This is a genomic window from Acetobacterium wieringae (genome assembly GCF_023700225.1).
Lineage (GTDB): Bacteria > Bacillota > Clostridia > Eubacteriales > Eubacteriaceae > Acetobacterium > Acetobacterium wieringae.
Genome location: NZ_CP097897.1, coordinates 764960 through 784277, shown reverse-complemented (window position 1 = coordinate 784277; position 19318 = coordinate 764960). Strand labels below are relative to the sequence as shown.

The 19318-nt window shown below is 46.1% G+C and carries 23 protein-coding genes, 2 tRNA genes and 1 pseudogene; 15 read left to right on the top strand and 11 right to left on the bottom strand.

Annotated features, from left to right (window positions below; translation table 11 throughout):
- The 6 genes from CHL1_RS03860 (at position 1) to CHL1_RS03835 (ending at position 2381) form a co-directional block, all read left to right on the top strand.
- Positions 1 to 144 carry a hypothetical protein gene (locus CHL1_RS03860; protein ID WP_250934691.1) on the top strand — a complete coding sequence of 48 codons (144 nt, stop codon included), beginning with the start codon at positions 1 to 3 and terminating at the stop codon, positions 142 to 144.
- Positions 137 to 298: a hypothetical protein gene (locus CHL1_RS03855; protein ID WP_250934689.1), complete on the top strand. Its 162-nt coding sequence runs from the start codon at positions 137 to 139 to the stop codon at positions 296 to 298. The genes CHL1_RS03860 and CHL1_RS03855 overlap by 8 nt, the downstream gene beginning before the upstream one ends.
- A gap of 62 nt (positions 299 to 360) precedes the next feature.
- On the top strand, positions 361 to 654 hold the full coding sequence (locus CHL1_RS03850) for a hypothetical protein (RefSeq protein ID WP_228883292.1): 294 nt from the start codon (positions 361 to 363) through the stop codon (positions 652 to 654).
- Complete coding sequence (locus tag CHL1_RS03845; RefSeq protein ID WP_250934688.1) at positions 651 to 983, top strand: phage holin; 333 nt, start codon at positions 651 to 653, stop codon at positions 981 to 983. Before CHL1_RS03850 ends, CHL1_RS03845 begins: the two co-directional genes overlap by 4 nt.
- The gene (locus CHL1_RS03840; RefSeq protein WP_250934686.1) at positions 983 to 2020 is read left to right on the top strand and encodes an N-acetylmuramoyl-L-alanine amidase; all 1038 of its coding nucleotides are present in this window, start codon (positions 983 to 985) and stop codon (positions 2018 to 2020) included. Before CHL1_RS03845 ends, CHL1_RS03840 begins: the two co-directional genes overlap by 1 nt.
- Before the next feature lie 124 nt (positions 2021 to 2144).
- The gene (locus tag CHL1_RS03835) at positions 2145 to 2381 is read left to right on the top strand and encodes a hypothetical protein (RefSeq protein ID WP_250934684.1); all 237 of its coding nucleotides are present in this window, start codon (positions 2145 to 2147) and stop codon (positions 2379 to 2381) included.
- A 184-nt stretch (positions 2382 to 2565) separates the two neighbouring features.
- On the opposite strand, the gene CHL1_RS03830 is transcribed toward CHL1_RS03835, so the two are convergent.
- A tRNA-Lys gene (locus tag CHL1_RS03830) sits at positions 2566 to 2642 on the bottom strand.
- A gap of 5 nt (positions 2643 to 2647) precedes the next feature.
- Positions 2648 to 2734: transfer RNA gene (locus CHL1_RS03825), tRNA-Leu, on the bottom strand.
- 316 nt (positions 2735 to 3050) lie between these two features.
- Here CHL1_RS03825 and CHL1_RS03820 point away from each other — a divergent pair.
- Positions 3051 to 3299 carry a hypothetical protein gene (locus tag CHL1_RS03820; protein ID WP_070370029.1) on the top strand — a complete coding sequence of 83 codons (249 nt, stop codon included), beginning with the start codon at positions 3051 to 3053 and terminating at the stop codon, positions 3297 to 3299.
- Positions 3300 to 3369: 70 nt separating this feature from the next.
- Here the strand turns inward: CHL1_RS03820 and CHL1_RS03815 are convergent, their stop codons facing one another.
- A complete protein-coding gene (locus tag CHL1_RS03815; protein ID WP_070370028.1) occupies positions 3370 to 3897 on the bottom strand; it encodes a shikimate kinase in 528 nt (175 codons plus the stop codon).
- Positions 3887 to 4753: a shikimate dehydrogenase gene (aroE, locus tag CHL1_RS03810; RefSeq protein ID WP_070370027.1), complete on the bottom strand. Its 867-nt coding sequence runs from the start codon at positions 4751 to 4753 to the stop codon at positions 3887 to 3889. Before aroE ends, CHL1_RS03815 begins: the two co-directional genes overlap by 11 nt.
- Before the next feature lie 233 nt (positions 4754 to 4986).
- Here aroE and uraA point away from each other — a divergent pair, with 233 nt between their 5' ends.
- The 8 genes and pseudogenes from uraA to panD all read left to right on the top strand — a co-directional run bounded on the left by uraA (position 4987) and on the right by panD (position 12301).
- On the top strand, positions 4987 to 6279 hold the full coding sequence (gene uraA, locus CHL1_RS03805) for a uracil permease (protein ID WP_458795893.1): 1293 nt from the start codon (positions 4987 to 4989) through the stop codon (positions 6277 to 6279).
- A 386-nt stretch (positions 6280 to 6665) separates the two neighbouring features.
- Positions 6666 to 7415 (top strand): annotated as a pseudogene (locus CHL1_RS03800) (NYN domain-containing protein); the annotation flags it as partial.
- Positions 7392 to 7715: an OST-HTH/LOTUS domain-containing protein gene (locus CHL1_RS03795; RefSeq protein ID WP_228881556.1), complete on the top strand. Its 324-nt coding sequence runs from the start codon at positions 7392 to 7394 to the stop codon at positions 7713 to 7715. The pseudogene CHL1_RS03800 and the gene CHL1_RS03795, both read left to right, overlap by 24 nt.
- Complete coding sequence (locus tag CHL1_RS03790) at positions 7702 to 8625, top strand: magnesium transporter CorA family protein (protein ID WP_250934682.1); 924 nt, start codon at positions 7702 to 7704, stop codon at positions 8623 to 8625. The genes CHL1_RS03795 and CHL1_RS03790 overlap by 14 nt, the downstream gene beginning before the upstream one ends.
- 459 nt (positions 8626 to 9084) lie before the next feature.
- On the top strand, positions 9085 to 9939 hold the full coding sequence (locus CHL1_RS03785; protein WP_250934680.1) for a Rossmann-like and DUF2520 domain-containing protein: 855 nt from the start codon (positions 9085 to 9087) through the stop codon (positions 9937 to 9939).
- 284 nt (positions 9940 to 10223) lie between these two features.
- A complete protein-coding gene (gene panB / locus CHL1_RS03780; RefSeq protein ID WP_250934678.1) occupies positions 10224 to 11060 on the top strand; it encodes a 3-methyl-2-oxobutanoate hydroxymethyltransferase in 837 nt (278 codons plus the stop codon).
- A 4-nt stretch (positions 11061 to 11064) separates the two neighbouring features.
- Complete coding sequence (panC, locus tag CHL1_RS03775; RefSeq protein ID WP_250934669.1) at positions 11065 to 11907, top strand: pantoate--beta-alanine ligase; 843 nt, start codon at positions 11065 to 11067, stop codon at positions 11905 to 11907.
- A gap of 10 nt (positions 11908 to 11917) precedes the next feature.
- A complete protein-coding gene (gene panD / locus CHL1_RS03770; RefSeq protein ID WP_250934667.1) occupies positions 11918 to 12301 on the top strand; it encodes an aspartate 1-decarboxylase in 384 nt (127 codons plus the stop codon).
- A gap of 106 nt (positions 12302 to 12407) precedes the next feature.
- On the opposite strand, the gene lpdA is transcribed toward panD, so the two are convergent.
- The 7 genes from lpdA to CHL1_RS03735 all read right to left on the bottom strand — a co-directional run bounded on the left by lpdA (position 12408) and on the right by CHL1_RS03735 (position 19085).
- Positions 12408 to 13811 carry a dihydrolipoyl dehydrogenase gene (gene lpdA / locus CHL1_RS03765; protein WP_070370020.1) on the bottom strand — a complete coding sequence of 468 codons (1404 nt, stop codon included), beginning with the start codon at positions 13809 to 13811 and terminating at the stop codon, positions 12408 to 12410.
- Between the two features lie 13 nt (positions 13812 to 13824).
- Positions 13825 to 15141: a dihydrolipoamide acetyltransferase family protein gene (locus CHL1_RS03760; protein ID WP_250934665.1), complete on the bottom strand. Its 1317-nt coding sequence runs from the start codon at positions 15139 to 15141 to the stop codon at positions 13825 to 13827.
- Positions 15142 to 15194: 53 nt separating this feature from the next.
- Positions 15195 to 16190 carry an ATP-NAD kinase family protein gene (locus tag CHL1_RS03755; RefSeq protein WP_250934663.1) on the bottom strand — a complete coding sequence of 332 codons (996 nt, stop codon included), beginning with the start codon at positions 16188 to 16190 and terminating at the stop codon, positions 15195 to 15197.
- 115 nt (positions 16191 to 16305) lie between these two features.
- Positions 16306 to 17277, bottom strand: a complete 972-nt coding sequence (locus CHL1_RS03750) for an alpha-ketoacid dehydrogenase subunit beta (RefSeq protein WP_228881470.1) — start codon at positions 17275 to 17277, stop codon at positions 16306 to 16308.
- A complete protein-coding gene (locus tag CHL1_RS03745; RefSeq protein ID WP_070370061.1) occupies positions 17274 to 18230 on the bottom strand; it encodes a thiamine pyrophosphate-dependent dehydrogenase E1 component subunit alpha in 957 nt (318 codons plus the stop codon). The genes CHL1_RS03750 and CHL1_RS03745 overlap by 4 nt, the downstream gene beginning before the upstream one ends.
- A gap of 153 nt (positions 18231 to 18383) precedes the next feature.
- Positions 18384 to 18752, bottom strand: coding sequence for a Lin0512 family protein (locus tag CHL1_RS03740; protein ID WP_228881468.1), 369 nt, complete (start codon positions 18750 to 18752; stop codon positions 18384 to 18386).
- 30 nt (positions 18753 to 18782) lie between these two features.
- On the bottom strand, positions 18783 to 19085 hold the full coding sequence (locus CHL1_RS03735) for a DUF6506 family protein (RefSeq protein WP_070370016.1): 303 nt from the start codon (positions 19083 to 19085) through the stop codon (positions 18783 to 18785).
- Positions 19086 to 19318: the final 233 nt, after the last annotated feature.

The following is a 19318-nucleotide window of genomic DNA, read 5'->3' as shown; positions in this document are numbered from 1 at the left end:
ATGTTTAATGCAAATAGTATAGTTGTAAAAGCATGGGTTGAAGCAATTCAGAAAGGAAGTAAAACACTTGAAGAAGTGCCCAATTTATCTAATCTTATCGCTGTTGTTACTGCTATTGTGGAAGGAGGTGCAAGCAATGTTTAATGCAAATAGTATGTTAGTACGCGTTTGGTTTGGGGCTGTTTTGGCCGGAACCTACAATTACAGCCAGGTGCCAAATTTGTCCAATCTAAGAGATGAAGTTGGCAAAAAATTGATTGAAATCGGATACGACATCGAGAACGAACCGACAGCGTAAGGCTGTTTTTTTATTGCTCAGGGGCGGGAAACCGTCCCGATTTATTTGAAAGGGGACGGTTTATGAGTGTTGACATTACAGTTATGGCAAGTCTGTTTTGTACAGTAGGCGGTTTCGTGATAGCATGGTTGGTCTTTGGGAGAAATAAGGCCAAAGATGATAAAGCTGAAGGTGCCAGCATTGCGACCATCACGTCCGACATGGGTTATATAAAATCGAGCGTGGATGGAATTGATAAGAAGTTAGAAAAGCAGGCCGACAAGCACATAGAGTTGCTTGAAAGGGTCTGTGACGTGGAAGCGTCGGCAAAACAAGCGCATAAGCGTATTGATAGTTTGGAAGGAGAAATAAAATGAATCTAAAAGATGTAAAAACAGATGTATGGATTCGGCTGGTAGTATTGGTTCTGGCTCTAGTGAATGGAATTCTAACCGCTTCAGGAATGAACCCAATTGCAGTATCAGAAACAGAGCTATATGTGCTTTTGTCAAATGCTGCGATGATTGGGGCCTCCCTCTGGACAGCGTGGAAAAACAACAGCATCACCGCTTCAGCTCAACAGTCAGATATTATAATGAAAAATTTAAAACAGGCGGCATTAAAAATTATAATGGATAAATCAAGTCAGATGTTAGCAGAACAGGAAGAAGCGGTCAATGCTGCCGCCGAAAAGGCGGTGCAGTAATGGCAGTTTTAAAATATTCAGGACACCAACAGGACTTTGGTGACATCGGCCCAGTTACCAGCGGCGAGACGCTGGGTGTCACCGGCCGGTCAAAACGGCTTGAAGGGCTAAAAGTCTGGTTGGATGAACTGAACGGTCAGGATATTAATGTATTTTTGCGGGGGCATCAGCAGGATGTGGGATGGCTTGAGCCGGTTTATAACGGTGCTTTGTGTGGATCAATCGGTCAGGGTAAACGCTTAGAAGCGGTTCAAATCGAGTTAACTGGTGCGGATGCCGAAAAGTATGATATTCATTATCAGGTTCACTCCGAAAATATTGGCTGGACGAACTGGGCTAAAAACGGTGAATTGTGCGGATCTGAAGGTGGCGGTCTGAGAATTGAAGCAATCCGGATCGTTTTGACTCCGAAGGGGATCGACCTGAATGTGGACAACCCAAACAAATACATCAAGTTTGAACCAGCACCTGCTGCGCCGGTCACCCCTGCAGCTCCAGCTGGTAATCTTTCCGGAAAGATTATCTGTATTAATCCAGGCCATGGCGGGAGTGATCCCGGAGCCTGTGGAGATCTAAGAGAATCTGACATGAATCTGACCGTTGCCCTGATCCTCGGGCCAATGCTGACAGAACGTGGCGCACAGGTGATTTACACACGAACCACAGATGAACGCGTTCCATTGTCAGATCGGCCAGTCATTGCAAATAATGCCGGTGCGGATCTGTTTATCAGTATTCATCATAACGGCTCTAGCGATCCGAACGCATCCGGGACCTGTGCGATCAGCTACCCAGGATCTGAAAATGGCTATAGATTGGCTACACTGTGCCTGAAAGGGCTTTATAACCGGTTAGGGCTACAACAGCGGGGATTGATCCAGCGGGATGATTCAGATGTGACTTATTCAGATATGCCAGCGGTAATCACCGAGGCGATGTTTGCTAGTTGCCCAGCTGATTGTGCGCTGTTCCAGAATGGCGGAGCAGAACTGGAAGCGCTGGGGATTTTGGACGGGATTCTTGCTTATTTTGGATAGATTGATTTATGGCCACCTTCGGGTGGTCTTTTTTTATTTACTTGTTATTATGAACAACAATATTGATATCGAATATATGCAAGAGTATAATGTAATAATAAATATTTTTTTGAAAGGGGTAAAAATGATAGTAGAGTTAGAATTTTTAGATGAAAACGAGACCCGCATTCATGAAAAAGAATTGATGTATGAAGGTACGCCTCCTATTCCTAACGTTGGTGAACTGGTTTATGTAGAGGGAAAGCCTTGCATTATCAAACGTAGAGATTTTCTGTATTTAAGTGGTAATTCAGTGATGGATATTAGGGTATCTATGATTTGCAAAGAGCCCAAAAATGGAAATCGTTTTTCGTTTGATTAATTTATGGCAGAAAGACCGGTTTAATCACCGGTTTTTTTCATTCCCGCTCCCCCCCCCCACCACCACTTATTTCGAGTACCCCTTTAGTACCCCTTTTGTACCCCTAAAAGCTTAGGAAATCTTAGGGTAATTTTTTGACAATAAAAAAACAGAGTCGATAAACGGCTCTGTTATGCGCTATTATTGGTGCTCCCTCAGAGACTCGAACTCTGGACACCCTGATTAAGAGTCAGGTGCTCTAGCCAACTGAGCTAAGGGAGCAAAAGTGGTGCCGAAGGCGGGACTCGAACCCGCACGTGATCACTCACAACGGATTTTGAGTCCGTCACGTCTGCCAATTCCATCACTTCGGCGAAAAAATAGTTTATTTGGTTGTAAGGATTGTACCCCTAATGCAATAGAGATAACTAAGCGATTCACACCAAATCAAAGATTCAGCGCATCTTATTAGCGCCCCACAGGACACTGTCATAAATGATAACACAGCTTAAAAAGAATTTCAATCATTTTTTTTCGTTTTAAATTATTTTCTTAAAATGAAAATACGACAAAATATTATCTTGTTTTTTTTCATTTATGGGTTACTATAAGTTTAGTAAAGGATTGGTTATTAACAAAGAATTTAATTGCCCATCCGATAATCTTATTTCCAGAAAGTCAGGTGAAGTGATGAGCATGTTTGAAAATCATAAAACAATCGCTTATAAGGAATTTCGAGAATTTGTAAACGAGTCTGTTCTTGAGTTGATTAAAAAAACAAAGGATAAAAAATGCAATGGCTGTATTGATTTTGTCTTTGATGAAGAAACCTCCACGGGGCATTGCGAGGCACTGGAAACCACCTGGCCTGTCAAAAACCCCGATGCGGTTCAACGACTGACGGATTGCTATATTTGCGATCTGAAAGCCATGAAGTAACGAAGCATAACACCGATCAGTTGATCGGTGTATTTTTTTGTCTCGTTTTCTTCCTGATTCGTTCAGTAAACTATTTTGCCCGATGATCGTTAAAGGCTTCTTTTATTTTCTGACAGCATCCCTCGGCAGTCCAGGTTTCGGTTGATATTTTAAAATCACAAACATCGTAATACTCCTGACGTTCGGCCAGCAGTTGACGGATTCGCACCAGCGGATCTTCACTCTTTAGCAAAGGGCGGGTATCATCGCCCTTAATTCGGCAATAGATGGTTTCCGGCTGAGCTGACAAACTGACTACAAAGGCCTTTTCAGCCAACAATTTTCGATTTCTTTTAAACAGAATGATTCCCCCGCCGGTGGACAAAACAATATTCTCCATCGTTAAGGCCTTTTTTAACGCCTCATGTTCGGCGTCCCGGAAGGCATCTTCCCCCAGCTGGGCAAAAATATCGGTTATCTTCATCCCCAGCTCCGCTTCCACTAAGGCATCGGTATCGACAAAATCATATTCCAGTTCCCGGGCCAACAAGGAACCGATGGTGGTTTTACCTGTTGCCATAAAGCCAATCAATGCCACACACTTTTTTTCAGTTTTCATTTATCCCTTCCTCCAGTAATTTTTTGCCCAAAACCGGTTCCGGAAACACTCCGGTCCATAATTCAAAGGCTAATAGTCCCTGGTACAACAGCATTTCCAGCCCATTTTCAGTTTGTGCCCCGATTTCCCGGGCATCTTTCATGAACTGGGTCACCGCCGGGCTGTAGATCATATCATATACCAGCAATTCTTTTTTCAGGAGCGTTTTGTCAAGCGGCGTTTGCCAGGCGGTATCGGCCATTCCTAAACTGGTTCCGTTGACCACTACCGCAGCTTCATTAACGGCTGCTTTTAAGGACTCTGCATTCATGTCAATGGCCTGGGCTTTTCCCGGCCAACTCTCATTAATTTGACTGGCCAGCTCTTTTGCTTTAGCCACTGTACGATTGGCAATGATGACCTTTTGGATGCCCCAGTCTGCCAAAGCCATCGCCACCGACTTAACCGCACCCCCACAACCGAGAATCAGAATGGTCAATTCCGATCTGGGAATTTTACCAATTTTTGTTTCAATTGATTTAATAAAGCCATTCCCATCCGTATTGTAGCCGATCATTTTTTTATCACGGCAAACCACCGTATTCACCGCCCCGATTTTCTCTGCCAAAGGATCTAGTTGGTCGATATATTTCATGATTTCCATTTTATGGGGCTTGGTGATGTTAAATCCGCCCACATTCATTAGCCGAAAACCATCCACCAGCTTTCCTAAATCTTCAGACTTAACAGCAATCGGCAGGTATAAAGCGTCCACCCCGGTTGCTTTAAACAGTCCATTATGCAATTGGGGCGATAAACTTTGCACAATGGGATCGCCGATGACGGCATATATTTTGGTATCAACTGAAATTCGCATTCTAGGACTCCTTCATTTTTTAGCTTTAGCTGCATTGTATCACAGGTTGGCAAGCGGGTAAATATTCCCAACTGGCCGGTAACTGGATTTTTTTATTATTATTCATTTAATTGTATAAAGTCTTTGCTCTGCTTCATTCCTGTGTTATAATCTCAAAGGAAAATGAAAAGAACGGAGGAAACGTTTTGGACAATCGAAGAATTATACAAGTGGAGGAAAAGGTGCCATTGAATATGTTGGTGCCACTGAGCCTGCAACATATGTTTGCCATGTTTGGCGCATCGGTTCTGGTTCCCTTCCTCTTTGGAATCAACCCGGCCATCGTACTCTTTATGAATGGTGTGGGTACCCTGTTGTTTATGGTGATCACCAAGGGTAAGGCCCCGGCTTACCTGGGTTCCAGTTTTGCCTTTCTGGCGCCAGCCGGTATTGTTATTGCCACCTGGGGGTATTCTTATGCCCTCGGCGGTTTTGTGGTAGTCGGTTTATGCGGCTGTATCCTGGCTGGGATTATTTATAAGTTCGGCATTGAATGGATCAATGTGGTGCTGCCTCCAGCGGCCATGGGCCCGGTAGTAGCGCTGATTGGTCTGGAGCTGGCTGGGACCGCTGCCAGCACGGCTGGAGTCGTCAGTAGCACCAGCTACGTTTTGGACGAAGCTTCCGGTCTTTATGAACAAGTGGTAACCGCCATTGTTCCTGAAAATGTCATTGTTTTTCTGGTGACCCTGGCCTTCGCCGTTTTTGGATCGGTGATGTTCCGTAAATTTCTGGCAGTTATCCCCATCCTGATTGCGATTGTGGCTGGCTACATCACGGCTCTGATCACCGGTGTGGTTGGCCCGGCTACCTATGAGGCCGTCGCAGAGGCCCCCTGGTTTTCGCTGCCAAACTTCCAGTTCCCACAATTTAATTTAGAAGCAATTATTATCATTTTGCCAGTACTGCTGGTTATTGCCTCTGAACACATTGGTCACCAGATTGTCACCAGCAAGGTAGTGGGACGAGATCTGCTAAAAGATCCCGGTTTGCACCGCTCCCTGTTTGCCGATAATTTTTCGACCATGTTGTCGGGTTTAATTGGTTCGGTACCAACCACTACCTACGGCGAGAACATTGGCGTAATGGCGGTCACCAAAGTCTACTCGGTCCAGGTCATCGCTGGTGCGGCAATTATTTCGATTGTCTGCTCGTTTGTTGGTAAACTGTCGATGCTGATTTCCACCATTCCCGGTCCGGTTATCGGTGGGATTTCGTTCCTTTTATATGGAATGATCGGCGCCGCCGGGATCCGAATTCTGGTTGATGCCCAGGTTGACTATGGCAAATCCCGTAATCTGGCCCTGACTTCAGTCGTGTTTGTGGTGGGCTTATCCGGCATTGCGGTTACCTTTGGCAGTATCCAGCTCAAAGGGATGGTTCTGGCCGCCGTGGTTGGGATGATTTTAAGTTTGATCTTCTTTGTGCTGGACAAACTGAATCTGACCAATGACCGGGAAGAAGAGCATCTTTACGACCAGCCCTGATTCACTGCCGCTTGGGGCAAGGGTCTGAGCCCCTGGTCATCACGGATGTCTCGGCATAAATTTAGTTGCGGGCGATCACGGATCGCCCCTACAAACTGTCAAAAAAGCTAACCCAGTACCGACAATTGTTAGATCATGTTGTGTGCCTCAAGGCGAACAGTTGCGCTGAAACGCCTATAATTAGCCGAATCTTTAATAGCAACTGTACGAATTGTGCGCATACAACAGATTAACAATTGGTCGGTACGGTAGTTTATCGACAACCTCAACTGATCAGAATTGATCAGTTATTTTTTTGTGGCGGCGGTCGGTTGTAAAAAAGCGTGATTTCAATTATACTGAGACTAACAAAGTGATCGAAACCAACGAAATAGAAAAGGTGACCCATGAAAAATGATATGAAAATTGCCGTCTTAATTGACGCCGATAATGTTTCGGATAAATATATCAAATATATCTTCGATGAAATTTCCAACCTTGGGATGGCAACGTTTAAACGCATCTACGGTGACTGGACCAAACCCCAGCTGGGATCCTGGAAAACGGTATTACTTAACTATTCCATTACCCCGATTCAGCAGTACAGTTACACCACCGGAAAGAATGCCACCGATGCCGCCTTAATTATTGACGCCATGGATATTCTTTATTCCAATAATGTGGATGGATTCTGTATCGTCTCCAGTGACAGCGACTTCACCCGTCTGGCGACCCGGCTCCGGGAAGCCGGAATGTATGTGGTGGGGATGGGTGAAAAGAAAACCCCCACCCCCTTTATCTCGGCCTGTGAAAAATTTAAATATCTGGAAGTTCTGGCAGCCGACCCGGATTCTTCTCAACCGGAAGAAATATTAAACCAAAAGCAGTCTTCTGCCAAAGAAGGAATGGCCTCCAAAAAACAACTGATCCAATCGATTAAAACAATTATCAACGATAACTCGGATGAAGAAGGCTGGGCCGATCTGGGTCTGGTTGGCTCCCGCCTCAACAACCGCTATCCAGATTTTGACAGCCGCAATTATGGCTATTCCAAACTGCGCTCGCTGCTTTCCTCACTGGATAAATTTGAACTGACAACCCGCCGAACCGCCAATTCTCAAAATGTCAAATACGTGATCCGCAACATCACTTCTGAAAAAAACGGATCATCGCAAAAAGACATTCAACTCAAAAAAGAGCTGATCCAATCCTTTCAATTAATTGTTTCAGAAAATGCTGACCCATCCGGTTGGGCCAATCTGGGCCTGGTTGGTTCCCAAATCGCCCAGAAGCACCCCACCTTTAAAAGTAAAAATTACGGCTATGCCAAACTGCGCTCACTGCTGGAAGCCCTCAACCTCTTTGATATCGAAGTCCATAAAACAGCGAATTCCAAGAACCCGGAAGCACTGATCCGCAATAAACCCCAGCTGAAGGTTAAAAATGCTGGCTTATAAACTGACGGCAGGTCAACTAACAGCTGTTTCCCCCTCACAGTCTTTTGCCAGCTCTGACCAGAAGCACCTGTGTATCCTCGATTTTAGTGAGCTCGTAGCGGTAAGTGCCCAATTGGATATCGGATCACGACTGGTTGAAGAATGCATCAGCGGTAAATCCTGTAAGTTTGAAAGTCACGATGGTTTTGATTTCATTACCCTGTCAATTCCGGATGCCATTTCCGGTACAGTCAAACCAAAACGGATCGGAATTTATTTCCGTGCCAACCTGCTTGTTTTCGCCTCGGATCGGATCACTTATTTCGCTGACCTGGTTGACGCCATCAAGACGGCCGATATCCAGATATCCGATCTGAGCAAATTTTTTCACCTCTTTTTTGACAAGCTGACCTACGATGATCGGGATGTATTGATTGCGATTGAGGAAGAAATCTCCGGGCTGGAAGAAGAATTTATTGTCGCCATTAAAAATGACCTGGTCGACTATCTGATCACTTTTCGCAAGCGTCTATTAAGTCTGAAACAATATTATGAGCAACTATTTGAAATTTCTGAGGCCATTGAAGAAAATGAAAATAATCTGATCGATAAAAAAGATCTCCGCTATTTTAAAATTCTCACCAATCGCATCAACCGGCTTTTTACCAATGTGCTGAATCTCCGGGATTACGGCACTCAGGTGCGGGAAGCCTACCAGGCGCAGCTCGATATCAACCTGAATAATGTCATGAAAATTTTTACTGTCGTCACATCTATTTTTCTTCCCCTGACCCTGATTGTCGGTTGGTACGGCATGAACATCATGATGCCGGAATTTCATTGGGAGTATGGTTATCCATTTGTGATTTTGTTGTGTGTTGCTGTGGTAACCGGTACCATGCTGTATTTCAAAAAAAACAAGTGGTTTTAGGGCTGCTTGTTTTTTTTATTTCTTAAACCAATTCCATTCTCTAAATAAACGCTTGCATTATTATCCTGCATCAGGTATCATACCCACATGGTGGCATCGTCAAGAGCTGCACATAATTAACGCATAAAAATTTTAATTCATTAAATAATAATCAATTAAAAACCTGCTCTAATCCCTGGTGATAGAGACTGAATAAAACCATCCATTTTTGCATTTTTATAATGTAATGATTGGTCTTTTTGCAGTTGTTTATTTTCAGTGCAGAGGACCTTTTTTCTTTGCCCAAAATTAACAGCCGCCTTCCGGTTTTGTCGAACAGAGTACCGACAATTATTCGTGCTTGACAATTGGTCGGTACCGGGAATACGAAGCCTGGATTTTCAACAGCCACAGGTTTGCGTGAAATGTGTTTCTCTGCTCTTTGCGGTCATAACCAAATACTCAGAACAGGTGAAACGCATGAAAATCGGATTTATTGGCGCTGGCAAAGTCGGCACCGCCCTGGGCATTTTTTTCAAAAACAATCGTCTGACCCTATCCGGTTACCTCAGCCGCAGCGAGACCTCGTCGCAATGTGCGGCCAAGGTAACGGACTCCGCTGTTTTCTACGACCTTCCCGGCTTTGCTGCTGCAAGTGAGGTGATTTTTATCACCACTGGGGATGATCAAATTTCTGCAGTTATCAACCAACTCCTCCAAACCGCCTGCTTAACCAAACATCATACCCTAATCCATACCAGTGGCGCCCTGTCAACCGATCTTTTTGAGCCGTTACTCACTTCCGGGTGTGGTTTGTGTTCACTCCATCCGATCATGAGTTTTTCGGATCCCTTGACTGCGTCAAAAAATTTAAAACAAACCGTTTTTACCCTGGAAGGCAATCAACAGGGGCGAATTGCTGCGCAAAAAATCCTGGCGATCACTGACAATCCCTATTCGGTAATTGATAAGAATGATAAGGTACTTTATCATGCCGCCTGTATCCTTTCCAACTATCTGGTAACCCTGATTGATTCCGGTTTTGAACTACTAAAGACCACTGGCATTGCTGATGATGAAATAATCAGGGCATTTATGCCACTGATCACCGCCACCTTGGGCAATATCGAAAAATCCGGAACTGTCAACGCCCTTACTGGTCCGCTGGTTCGGGGGGATGAAAACACCATCAACAAACACATAAAAGCCCTAAAAACCCAGGCCCCGGAATTTCTGCCACTCTACCAGACTATGGGTTTAGCCACCCTTGAGATGATCAAAGACAAACGGATTGATACTGAAAAGTACCTTCAATTGCAAAAAATTCTTAACTAAACACCTTAATACACCAATCACACCTTAGTACCGACAATTGTTACATCATGTTGTTTGCATCGGGGCGAACAGGTTGATAGACCTGTCCGATCCTGCGCGAAGGCAATGAGCCAATCACAAGCTTACTTGTAGTTGGCGACTGCCCGCGACCAATGCGAAAGGAGCGTAGCGGATTTCGCATGGCGCGAAAAAAAACAGATTAACAATTGATCGGTACGGTTATAGCGCCGACTGCTTGTCGCTCATCTTAGATCGATTAAAATTTAAATTAAAGGAAGAAACCAATGAAAAACAAATTTACTGTCAGTTCTTTTTTACAAGCCAAAGCAAACAAGGAAAAAATCACCATGCTAACGGCCTATGATTATTCAATGGCCAAAATCGTCAATGATGCCGGTATCGATTCCATTCTGGTGGGCGATTCGCTCGGCATGGTGGTCCAGGGTTATGAATCCACTCTGGAAGTGACCATGGATGACATGGTGTACCATTGCAAAGCCGTTGCCCGGGGCGCTGAAAACGCCCTGATCGTCGGTGACATGCCCTTTTTATCCTATCACATTTCGGTGGAAGAGGCTGTTCGCAATGCCGGCCGGTTGATTCAGGAAGGGAAGGCCCACGCCGTCAAGCTTGAAGGCGGCGTGGATCAGGTTGACACTGTCAAAGCCATTGTCAAAGCCCAGATTCCCGTCATGGGCCATATCGGTCTGACGCCCCAATCGGTTAACCTGTTCGGAGGATTTAAGGTGCAGGGTAAGGACACTGCTCAGGCTCAGAAAGTCATTGATGATGCCCTGGCCCTGGAAGCAGCGGGCGTTTTTGCCATTGTTCTGGAGGGGATTCCCGAAAAACTGGCCACCCTGATTACGCAAAAAATCTCGGTGCCCACCATCGGTATTGGCGCCGGTCGCTACTGCGACGGTCAGGTGCTGGTCATCCATGATCTACTGGGCATGTATTCAGGTCAATCACCCAAGTTTTCCAAGCGCTATGCGGCCTTGAATGAAACCATTAAGGATTCGGTGACAGCCTATATCACCGAGGTAAAGTCAGCGAAGTTCCCGGAAGAAAAACATACCTTTTCCATTGATGATGCGGTGATCGCCGCGCTAAAACAATAAGACTATGAAGATCATAAAAACAATCTCAGAACTTAAGATCGCTCTTGAAGAAATTGGCCGGGATAAAAGCATCGGCTTTGTTCCGACCATGGGCTATCTTCACGACGGTCATCTGTCGTTGATTAATGAAGCCCGAAGTCAGAATGATTTCACGGTCGTGAGTATCTTTGTCAATCCCACTCAGTTTGCCCCGGGCGAGGATCTGGATGCCTACCCCCGGGATTTTGACCGGGATTCACGACTTGCCGCAGCTGCCGGAACCGATCTGCTGTTCTTTCCTGATCCGGGCGAAATCTATCCGGCCGGTGCTTCCACCTTTGTGGAAGTGGCAGGCGAGATCACCCAAAAACTCTGCGGTCAGTCCCGGCCGACTCATTTTAAAGGCGTGACCACAGTAGTCAATATATTGTTTAACCTGATCCAGCCAAACCGTGCCTATTTTGGACAGAAAGATGCCCAACAGGTGGCGGTGATAAAAAAAATGGTTCGGGATTTACATCTGCCGGTTCAGCTGACAGTCTGCCCGATTGTCCGGGAAGCCGATGGCTTAGCCATGAGCTCCCGCAATGTGTTTTTAACGCCGGAAGAGCGTAACCAGGCCCTGGTGCTTAGCCAGTCGCTGACGGCTGCCAAAGCCCTTCATGAATCTGGCGTCGTCCAGGTTAAAACCCTAAAAGATCAGATTATCGGCCAGATCAGTACCATGCCGTTGGCGGTTATTGATTACGTTGATATCCTTGATTTTGAAACCCTGGCCGATATCGAAACCATCACCGCACCGGCCCTGGCGGCAGTAGCCGTTCGCTTTGGCAGCACCCGGCTGATTGATAATATTATTTTAGATTAAGAGGTAAATTATGTATATCACCCTATTTAAGTCAAAGCTCCATCGGGCAACTGTCACCGAGGCTGACCTCAATTATGTGGGCAGTATCACCATTGACGAAGCGCTGCTGGATCAGGCGGATATTCTTCCCGGTGAAAAGGTTCAGGTGGTGGATATAAATAACGGCCAACGCTTTGAAACCTATACGATTGTGGGCGAACGGAACAGTGGCGTGATCTGTGTCAATGGTGCCGCAGCCCGGCTGGTGCAAAAAGGTGATCAGGTGATCATTATCGCCTATGCCATGATGGACCGGCAGGAAGCCCTGGCTTTTAAGCCCCGGGTGCTGATTCTCGATGATAACAATCAGGTAACAAAGCTTACGGATCATGAGGTCCACGGCCAGAGTCATTAGTTTTTTCGTTTTTATCTAAATTTAAACAAACAGGCTGCCACTTTTTAATTCCGATCCAAAAGTGGCAGCCTGTTTTATTTTTTGATACCGTTTTTTCTAACCATCGTTATCGCATTAAATGGATGGCGTGACCATCGACGGCATGGGCAGCTTCCATCAGTGCTTCGCCGACAGTGGGATGGGCGTGGATGGTAGCCATCAGCTCGGCCACGGTGGCTTCCAGGCGGATGGCCAGAGCGCCTTCAACAATCAGATCGGTGGCCCGGGGACCGGCCATGTGCAGTCCCAGAATTTCGCCAGTAGCGGCATCGGTTACGTATTTGACGACCCCGGTTGTTTCACCCATGATCATTGCTTTACCATTGACGGCCATGGGAAAAATGCCGACTTTTACGTCATAGCCCGCTTCTCGGGCCTGGGCTTCGGTCAGCCCGACACTGGCCAATTCCGGTTTGGTATAAACGCAATAGGGAATGGTTTTAAAATCAATTTGTGATCTTTTCCCCATGATCGTTTCCACCGCCAAAATTCCTTCAGCTGAGGCCACATGGGCCAGCATTACCCCGCCATTGCAATCGCCAATGGCATAGATATGCGGGACATTGGTCTGCATTTTTTGATTGACAACAATCGCCCCACGGGCGGTTTTTATACCAGCCAGATCCAAGTTAAGGGTACTAAGCTCCGGTTTTCGGCCCACTGACAAGAGCACTTTTTTGGCGGTAATGGTTTTTTCACCGGTCTGCGAGCTGGTTGTAACGGTTAAACCGCCAGCACTTTCCTGAATTGACTCGACTCTGGTGCTGGTAAAAATATCGACCCCATCTTTTAGCAGTTTTTCTTTGAGCGGCTTGACAATATCACGGTCCATGTTGGCAACAATTTCCGGTAGCATCTCGATGATTGTTACCTTACAGCCAAAGGCATTGTAGATACTGGCAAATTCACAGCCAATGACGCCGCCGCCAATAATGCCCAGGCTTTCCGGCACAGCATCCAATGACAGAGCCGTGTCACTGGTGATCACATCCGGATGATTGCTCCCCGGTATCGGTGGTATCACTGGTTTTGAGCCGGTGGCAATGATGGCAAAATCAAAATCGATGACAGTTGCTGCGTTGTTTATTTCGTCCTGATTGTCACTGATGACCTTAATTTGATGCGCATTCACAAAAACAGCGGTGCCCATTATTTTGGTAATCCCATTGTTCTTTAATAATCCGTTGACCCCACCGACCAGTTTTTTGATGATTTTTGTTTTTCTTTTCTGCAGCTTTGGCCAGTCACCGTGATAGTCTGAAAGTGTGATGCCAAGTTCCTTGGCATCATGTTTAAGAACGTCCAGCAGTTCGGTGGTATGGAGGAGCACCTTGGTGGGAATACAACCGACATTAAGACAAGTGCCGCCCAGATATTTGTTTTCAATCAGGGTTACCGCAGCACCTAACTGGGCCGCCCGAATCGCTGCCACATACCCCCCCGGGCCACCGCCAATTATAACAATCTTCATGATTCCACCTCCATTACAAGAGCAGAAGTCCCGGTTTTTCAATGAGCTCCTTGAGACGGGCAACAAACTGCGCCGCCACCGAGCCATCAACCACCCGGTGATCAGCTGTTAAACTCAGGTTCATCATTGGTTTAATAACCACCTGGCCATCCACCACCATCGGGGTGTCGATTATGGTATTAATCCCTAATATGGCCACCTCAGGCTGATTAATAATCGGCGTGAAGGATTCCATGCCATACATCCCGATATTGGTGATGGTAAAAGTGCCCCCGGTAATTTCATCGCTTTCCAGTTCATTATTTCGGGCTTTTTCGGCCAGGGCTTTGATTTCCCGGGAAATCTCGCCCAGATCTAATTTATTGGCGAATTTGACCACCGGCACTATCAATCCATCCGGCAGGGCAACCGCCACCCCAATATTGACATAATTGCGGGTGACAATGTCAGTGCCGACTATCGAGCTGTTTAAAAGCGGAAACTCCAACAGCACCCGGGCTAAAATCTTAACCAGAATATCGGTATAGGTAATTTTGGCAGAGTTTTTTAATTCTTCCCTTAGCTGTTTCATGGCGGTGGTATCCACCCGCTGGTTGTAATTAACTGTAGCAGCCGTTTCCTGGCTGGCTGACATCCGGCTGGCAATAATTTTTCGCATCGCCGACATCGGTTTGCTACTCTCCTGTGGATCGGCAAATCGTAGTAAATCAGCTTTTTGTTTAAAAGCCAGCACATCGGCCTTCATAATCCGGCCGTCCTTGCTAATCTGTCCCGGATCGATGCCTAAACCATCAGCAATCACCCCGGCCGTCGGCGATATTTTGGGGGCTGCTGTTTTTGCTCTTAACGCAAACTCATTAACATCTTTTTCCGTAATGGCCCCCTGGGGGCCCGTCCCGGTTACCTGGGCAAGATCGATATTTTGCTCAGCCGCAATTTTTTTGGTTCGGGCTGATGCTTTGATGCGGCCCCCAGCGACCGGTTGCGATGATGTAGCAACCACCGAATCCGGTTCTGCTGCGGTGGATTTAACTTCGCTGGCTGGGCTGTCAGTCAAATTTTCGGCCTCGGCCAGCAATGCAGTTATATCTTCTTCAGCTGTTCCCAGAATGGCAATCGGTTTTAGCACTGCCACGGTGCCCTCTTCGACCAGTATCTTTCTGATGATGCCAGCCCCCGGAGATTCAAATTCCTTGGTTATTTTATCGGTTTCCACATCAAAGATGATTTCGCCCATCGCAACGCTGTCGCCTTCTGCTTTTCGCCAGTTGGCAATATTGCCTTCAGTCATCGTCAATCCCAGCTTGGGCATCACTAAAAACTTGGCCATAATGCATTCCTCCTGTTATTCTGAAATCACATAACTCTATGAAAATTTAAACATCAAACCTTGAAAAATCCGTTTTGCTGTCCCACTTCGATGGCTTTTTTCACATCCACATGCCAGGGCCCATTGCGGCTTAGTTTAAAGGTAAAAGTCTGATTCTGATGAAATTCAATTTCCCGCTCCCCATCCAGGGCAATGGTGCCCCGACAGTAGGTGGTAAAGGTATAGACTTCGCTAAACGTTAAGATCACCGGCTCACTGGTACCAATTGGCAACACAATCCCCGCTGCCATGGGAATCTTAATTTTGGGGGCATTTTTATCAATGCTGACATAAGCACCAAAATTGTCCGCTTCGGTGATAATGGTTTTTCCCCCCACCACCGCCGAAAAACCAATTGAGGCCGGATGACTCCGGGCCACAAATATTTTCTCAATATCCTCAACTTTCCAGATCGCCCGGGAACCCACGAAGATATCCCGGGAAATCACCGCATCGATCAGGGCAATATCCTTAAGTTGCCCCGCTGTCTCAATCTCAATAATCTTATCTCTATTTGAATAAGCCGCTTTATCAAATTGTTGGGAAGCGACCACGGCCGCTGCGATGCCAGCAATGGTTCCTTCAATCATATCCGGATAGACATTATTCGTCCCTGTGGAGATGGAAATCAGCGGGATTTCCTTAATATCCTTAGCCACCGCCCGATTGGTGCCGTCACCTCCCAACGTGACAATGCAGCCGACGTTTTTCTCATTCATCATTTGCACCGCTTTATAGGTATCTTCCACGGTGTCTTCCTTATAAAAATCAAACACTTCGATCTCACATTTAAGCTCGCCGGAGGTTTTAAGCTTATCCTCCACCCGATAGCCCATATTATAGGGATCTGGCATCATGTATACTTTTTTGACGCCATTTTGCTGGGCTCCCAGTATAATCCGTTCAACAATATTGATCTTTTCGTTATTATCAATCACCGTAGCATGGGAAACCAGCCGCCTGATATCTTTCCCGGATGCCGGATTGGCAATGATTCCAATTGAATTCATATGTCCACCACCTTTTTCTGTCTTTTGTTTAAAAAAAGTTCTGGAAATAAGATCATCGCTGTGCACTCCACTATTTCCAGAACCCTGGCCCGTCTGGCCGATTCAATTACCCACCTTAGAATAACGATTTAACCGCCTCAACCACATCGTCGGCATTGGGCAACACATAGGCTTCCAGATTGCCAGAAAACGGAATCGGGGTGTTCAATGCGCAAACCCGCTTAATCGGAGCATCACATTCATAGAAACACTCATCGGCAATAATCGCAGCCAGTTCACCGGCATAACTGCCCCGTTTAGCTTCTTCGGAGACAATGACCACCTTATGGGTTTTCTTGACCGATTCAAAGATCGCTTCTTTATCCAGCGGATAGAGGGAACGTAAATCGATGACTTCAGCATCAATGCCATCTTTTTCTAGCAGCTCAGCTGCTTTGAGGGAGTCGTATACCTGTTTGCCATAGGTAATGATGGTGACATCACTCCCTTCCCGCTTGATATTGGCTTTACCCAGTGGAATTGGTTTGACTTCATCTTCAACCTGACCGGTCACCGCATAGAGGGTTTTATTTTCCAGATAAATTACCGGGTTATCATCATCGATGGCTGTCAGCATCAATCCGATGGCATCCTGGGCATTCGAGGGATAAACGACCTTTAAACCCGGCACATGGGTAAACCAGGCTTCCAGTGATTGGGAGTGCTGGGCTGCCGCTGCCACCCCACCACCGGACGGTAGTCGTACTACCATTGGCAGTTTTAATTTACCACCAAACATATAACGCATTTTAGCAGCCTGGTTAACCAGCTGATCCATCCCGACAGTGGAAAAGTCAACAAACATCAGCTCGGGAATCGGTCGCAAGCCAACCGCTGCCGCACCAACGGCAGCACCGATAATGGCCCCTTCCGAGATTGGGGTATCACGCACCCGTTTTTCGCCGAATTCTTCAAATAAGCCGGAGGTGACACCAAAACAGCCCCCGAATAGACCAACATCTTCGCCAAAAATGAAGACATCCGGATTTTCCAGCATTTTTATACGCATACCTTCTTTGATTCCTTGACCATACGTAAGCTCTCTCATCTTGTTCGTCCCTCCTCTACTATATCGGTATAAACATCTAAAACAGCGGATGCAACATCAGGGAATTTACTGGCCAGGGCAAAATCAACGGCTTCTTCAACCTCAGCATCAATTTTTTTATTAAGCTGATCCATTTCCGCCTGAGTCATCACCTGATTATCAAGGATATATTTTTCGGCTCTGGGAATGGGGTCTTTTTTCTTCCATTGTTCCAGCTCACCTTCGGGACGGTACACCGTCGGATCCCCTTCAAAATGTCCCCGCCAGCGATAGGTCTTGCATTCAATCAGGGTTGGTCCCTGACCTTTACGGGCTCTGGCAACGGCCTCCTGAACCGCTTCAAAAACCGCAAAAACATCATTGCCGTCCACCGTAATCCCCGGAATATTATAAGACACTGCCCGTTGGGAAATATCGGTGATATTCTGATGACGGGCCTGGCTCACAGATATTCCGTAGCCATTGTTTTCGCAGATAAAGATAACCGGCAGTTTCCAGGTACTGGCCAGGTTTAATCCTTCATGGAAGGTACTCTGATTGGTGGAGGCATCCCCAAAGAAACAGGCACAAACCTGATCTGTTCCTTTATATTGTGCTGCCAGTCCGGCACCTACCGCAATATTATGGCCAGCCCCGACAATCCCATTGGCCCCAAGAATTCCTTTGGTGGCATCGGCGATATGCATCGAGCCGCCCTTGCCTTTACAGTATCCGGTTTCTTTGCCAAAAAGCTCGGCCATCATGTATTTCATATCGCCGCCTTTGGCTAAAATATGTCCATGGCCCCGATGGGTACTGGTAATGTAGTCATCGTCCCGTAAACTTGCGCAAACGCCTGTTGCCACTGCTTCTTCACCAATATAAAGGTGAACGAATCCGCCAACCTGACCTTCAGCAAAAAGATTCATGGCTCTATTTTCAAACTTCCTGATCTTTACCATTTTTTCATACATTTCAATGATAGTTTCGTTTGAGATTTTCAAAATATTTCCTCCTTTGTATCTGCTTTGCTAAGTTTTTTTTAAACGATGATGCGCTTTGTCTGTTGTTACGTCGATAACACCACACATTATCAGTTTTTTTGTAGGTTTGCAACCTACCTTCCGCTACACACTCACCGTTACGCACACAATGGCGGCTTCGATGGTATCGTCGGTATCGCCAAAACCGGGAAAGAATAAACCGGCTGTTGTTAATCCTCCTTTCCTGGCTTGAATGGTTACCTTTCCCACCGGGAATAGTTTTTTTAACATCTCAATGTTTAAATCTTCAGGCCGGGACACCCCAATAATTGCCTCGATCATCATTTTTTCATTGAGACTTTCTTCCGTTAAACCATGGATCTGATTCAAACCAATCAGACAACTTCGGGAAATGGCGTCTTTAATCGCTTTTCCCGCCGCCTTATTAACATCCTGACCATGAAAGTCCATCCCCATGCCAAATTCAATGATAAATTTTTTAATAAGAAACACCTCCTGACGTGAATTGCTGTGGTCATGCTGTTAAAAAAGATCATCACCACTTTTATTATCCAATCCGGGGTGAATATCAAAACGCACGACCCCCACGGCGGCTTTTCCTTTGACGGCTTCACTGACCATGGCCGTCCCCCGATTTCCAAAGCCACCACAGAGCTCGAAAGCGACCACCCCTTCATCAACCAACTGCCCCGCTGCTGCAACTGCTGCTTCGTAGGACGATACCCCAACAGCGATCAGGGTGACCTGTTCCGTTTCAACCGCCGACCGGTGAATGGCCGGATCTGCATTGGGAGCAATAAAAATAAATGCTGCTTTTAACGCCATATTCTAACCTCCTTGATTTCATGTTGTCTATATGTTAAGCAATATTCATGCCATAACCGATGAATCGGCTAGTTGTTTAAACGTTTACGTAAACGGTGCTGCTTTCTGCTTCCGAGCGCCTTTACCCAACCGATCCTGGAACAATTCTTTCTCATTATGAGAATTGGCGTCTCAAAATGAGAAAAGCAGTCTCAAAAATGAGACTGCTACGGTAGTTTATTAACAAGTTGATG

What these genes read in the sequence shown, in the direction of transcription:
- CHL1_RS03790 (WP_250934682.1), top strand. Translation starts at nt 7,702, where the DNA reads ATGCTGGCTTATAAACTGACGGCAGGTCAACTAACAGCTGTTTCCCCC.
- CHL1_RS03840 (WP_250934686.1), top strand. Translation starts at nt 983, where the DNA reads ATGGCAGTTTTAAAATATTCAGGACACCAACAGGACTTTGGTGACATC.
- CHL1_RS03835 (WP_250934684.1), top strand. Translation starts at nt 2,145, where the DNA reads ATGATAGTAGAGTTAGAATTTTTAGATGAAAACGAGACCCGCATTCAT.
- CHL1_RS03845 (WP_250934688.1), top strand. Translation starts at nt 651, where the DNA reads ATGAATCTAAAAGATGTAAAAACAGATGTATGGATTCGGCTGGTAGTA.
- aroE (WP_070370027.1), bottom strand. Translation starts at nt 4,753, where the DNA reads ATGCGAATTTCAGTTGATACCAAAATATATGCCGTCATCGGCGATCCC.
- CHL1_RS03860 (WP_250934691.1), top strand. Translation starts at nt 1, where the DNA reads ATGTTTAATGCAAATAGTATAGTTGTAAAAGCATGGGTTGAAGCAATT.
- uraA (WP_458795893.1), top strand. Translation starts at nt 4,987, where the DNA reads ATGTTGGTGCCACTGAGCCTGCAACATATGTTTGCCATGTTTGGCGCA.
- CHL1_RS03785 (WP_250934680.1), top strand. Translation starts at nt 9,085, where the DNA reads ATGAAAATCGGATTTATTGGCGCTGGCAAAGTCGGCACCGCCCTGGGC.
- lpdA (WP_070370020.1), bottom strand. Translation starts at nt 13,811, where the DNA reads ATGAAGATTGTTATAATTGGCGGTGGCCCGGGGGGGTATGTGGCAGCG.
- CHL1_RS03745 (WP_070370061.1), bottom strand. Translation starts at nt 18,230, where the DNA reads ATGTATGAAAAAATGGTAAAGATCAGGAAGTTTGAAAATAGAGCCATG.
- panD (WP_250934667.1), top strand. Translation starts at nt 11,918, where the DNA reads ATGTATATCACCCTATTTAAGTCAAAGCTCCATCGGGCAACTGTCACC.
- CHL1_RS03820 (WP_070370029.1), top strand. Translation starts at nt 3,051, where the DNA reads ATGAGCATGTTTGAAAATCATAAAACAATCGCTTATAAGGAATTTCGA.
- CHL1_RS03750 (WP_228881470.1), bottom strand. Translation starts at nt 17,277, where the DNA reads ATGAGAGAGCTTACGTATGGTCAAGGAATCAAAGAAGGTATGCGTATA.
- CHL1_RS03850 (WP_228883292.1), top strand. Translation starts at nt 361, where the DNA reads ATGAGTGTTGACATTACAGTTATGGCAAGTCTGTTTTGTACAGTAGGC.
- CHL1_RS03815 (WP_070370028.1), bottom strand. Translation starts at nt 3,897, where the DNA reads ATGAAAACTGAAAAAAAGTGTGTGGCATTGATTGGCTTTATGGCAACA.
- CHL1_RS03735 (WP_070370016.1), bottom strand. Translation starts at nt 19,085, where the DNA reads ATGGCGTTAAAAGCAGCATTTATTTTTATTGCTCCCAATGCAGATCCG.
- panB (WP_250934678.1), top strand. Translation starts at nt 10,224, where the DNA reads ATGAAAAACAAATTTACTGTCAGTTCTTTTTTACAAGCCAAAGCAAAC.
- CHL1_RS03855 (WP_250934689.1), top strand. Translation starts at nt 137, where the DNA reads ATGTTTAATGCAAATAGTATGTTAGTACGCGTTTGGTTTGGGGCTGTT.
- panC (WP_250934669.1), top strand. Translation starts at nt 11,065, where the DNA reads ATGAAGATCATAAAAACAATCTCAGAACTTAAGATCGCTCTTGAAGAA.
- CHL1_RS03755 (WP_250934663.1), bottom strand. Translation starts at nt 16,190, where the DNA reads ATGAATTCAATTGGAATCATTGCCAATCCGGCATCCGGGAAAGATATC.
- CHL1_RS03760 (WP_250934665.1), bottom strand. Translation starts at nt 15,141, where the DNA reads ATGGCCAAGTTTTTAGTGATGCCCAAGCTGGGATTGACGATGACTGAA.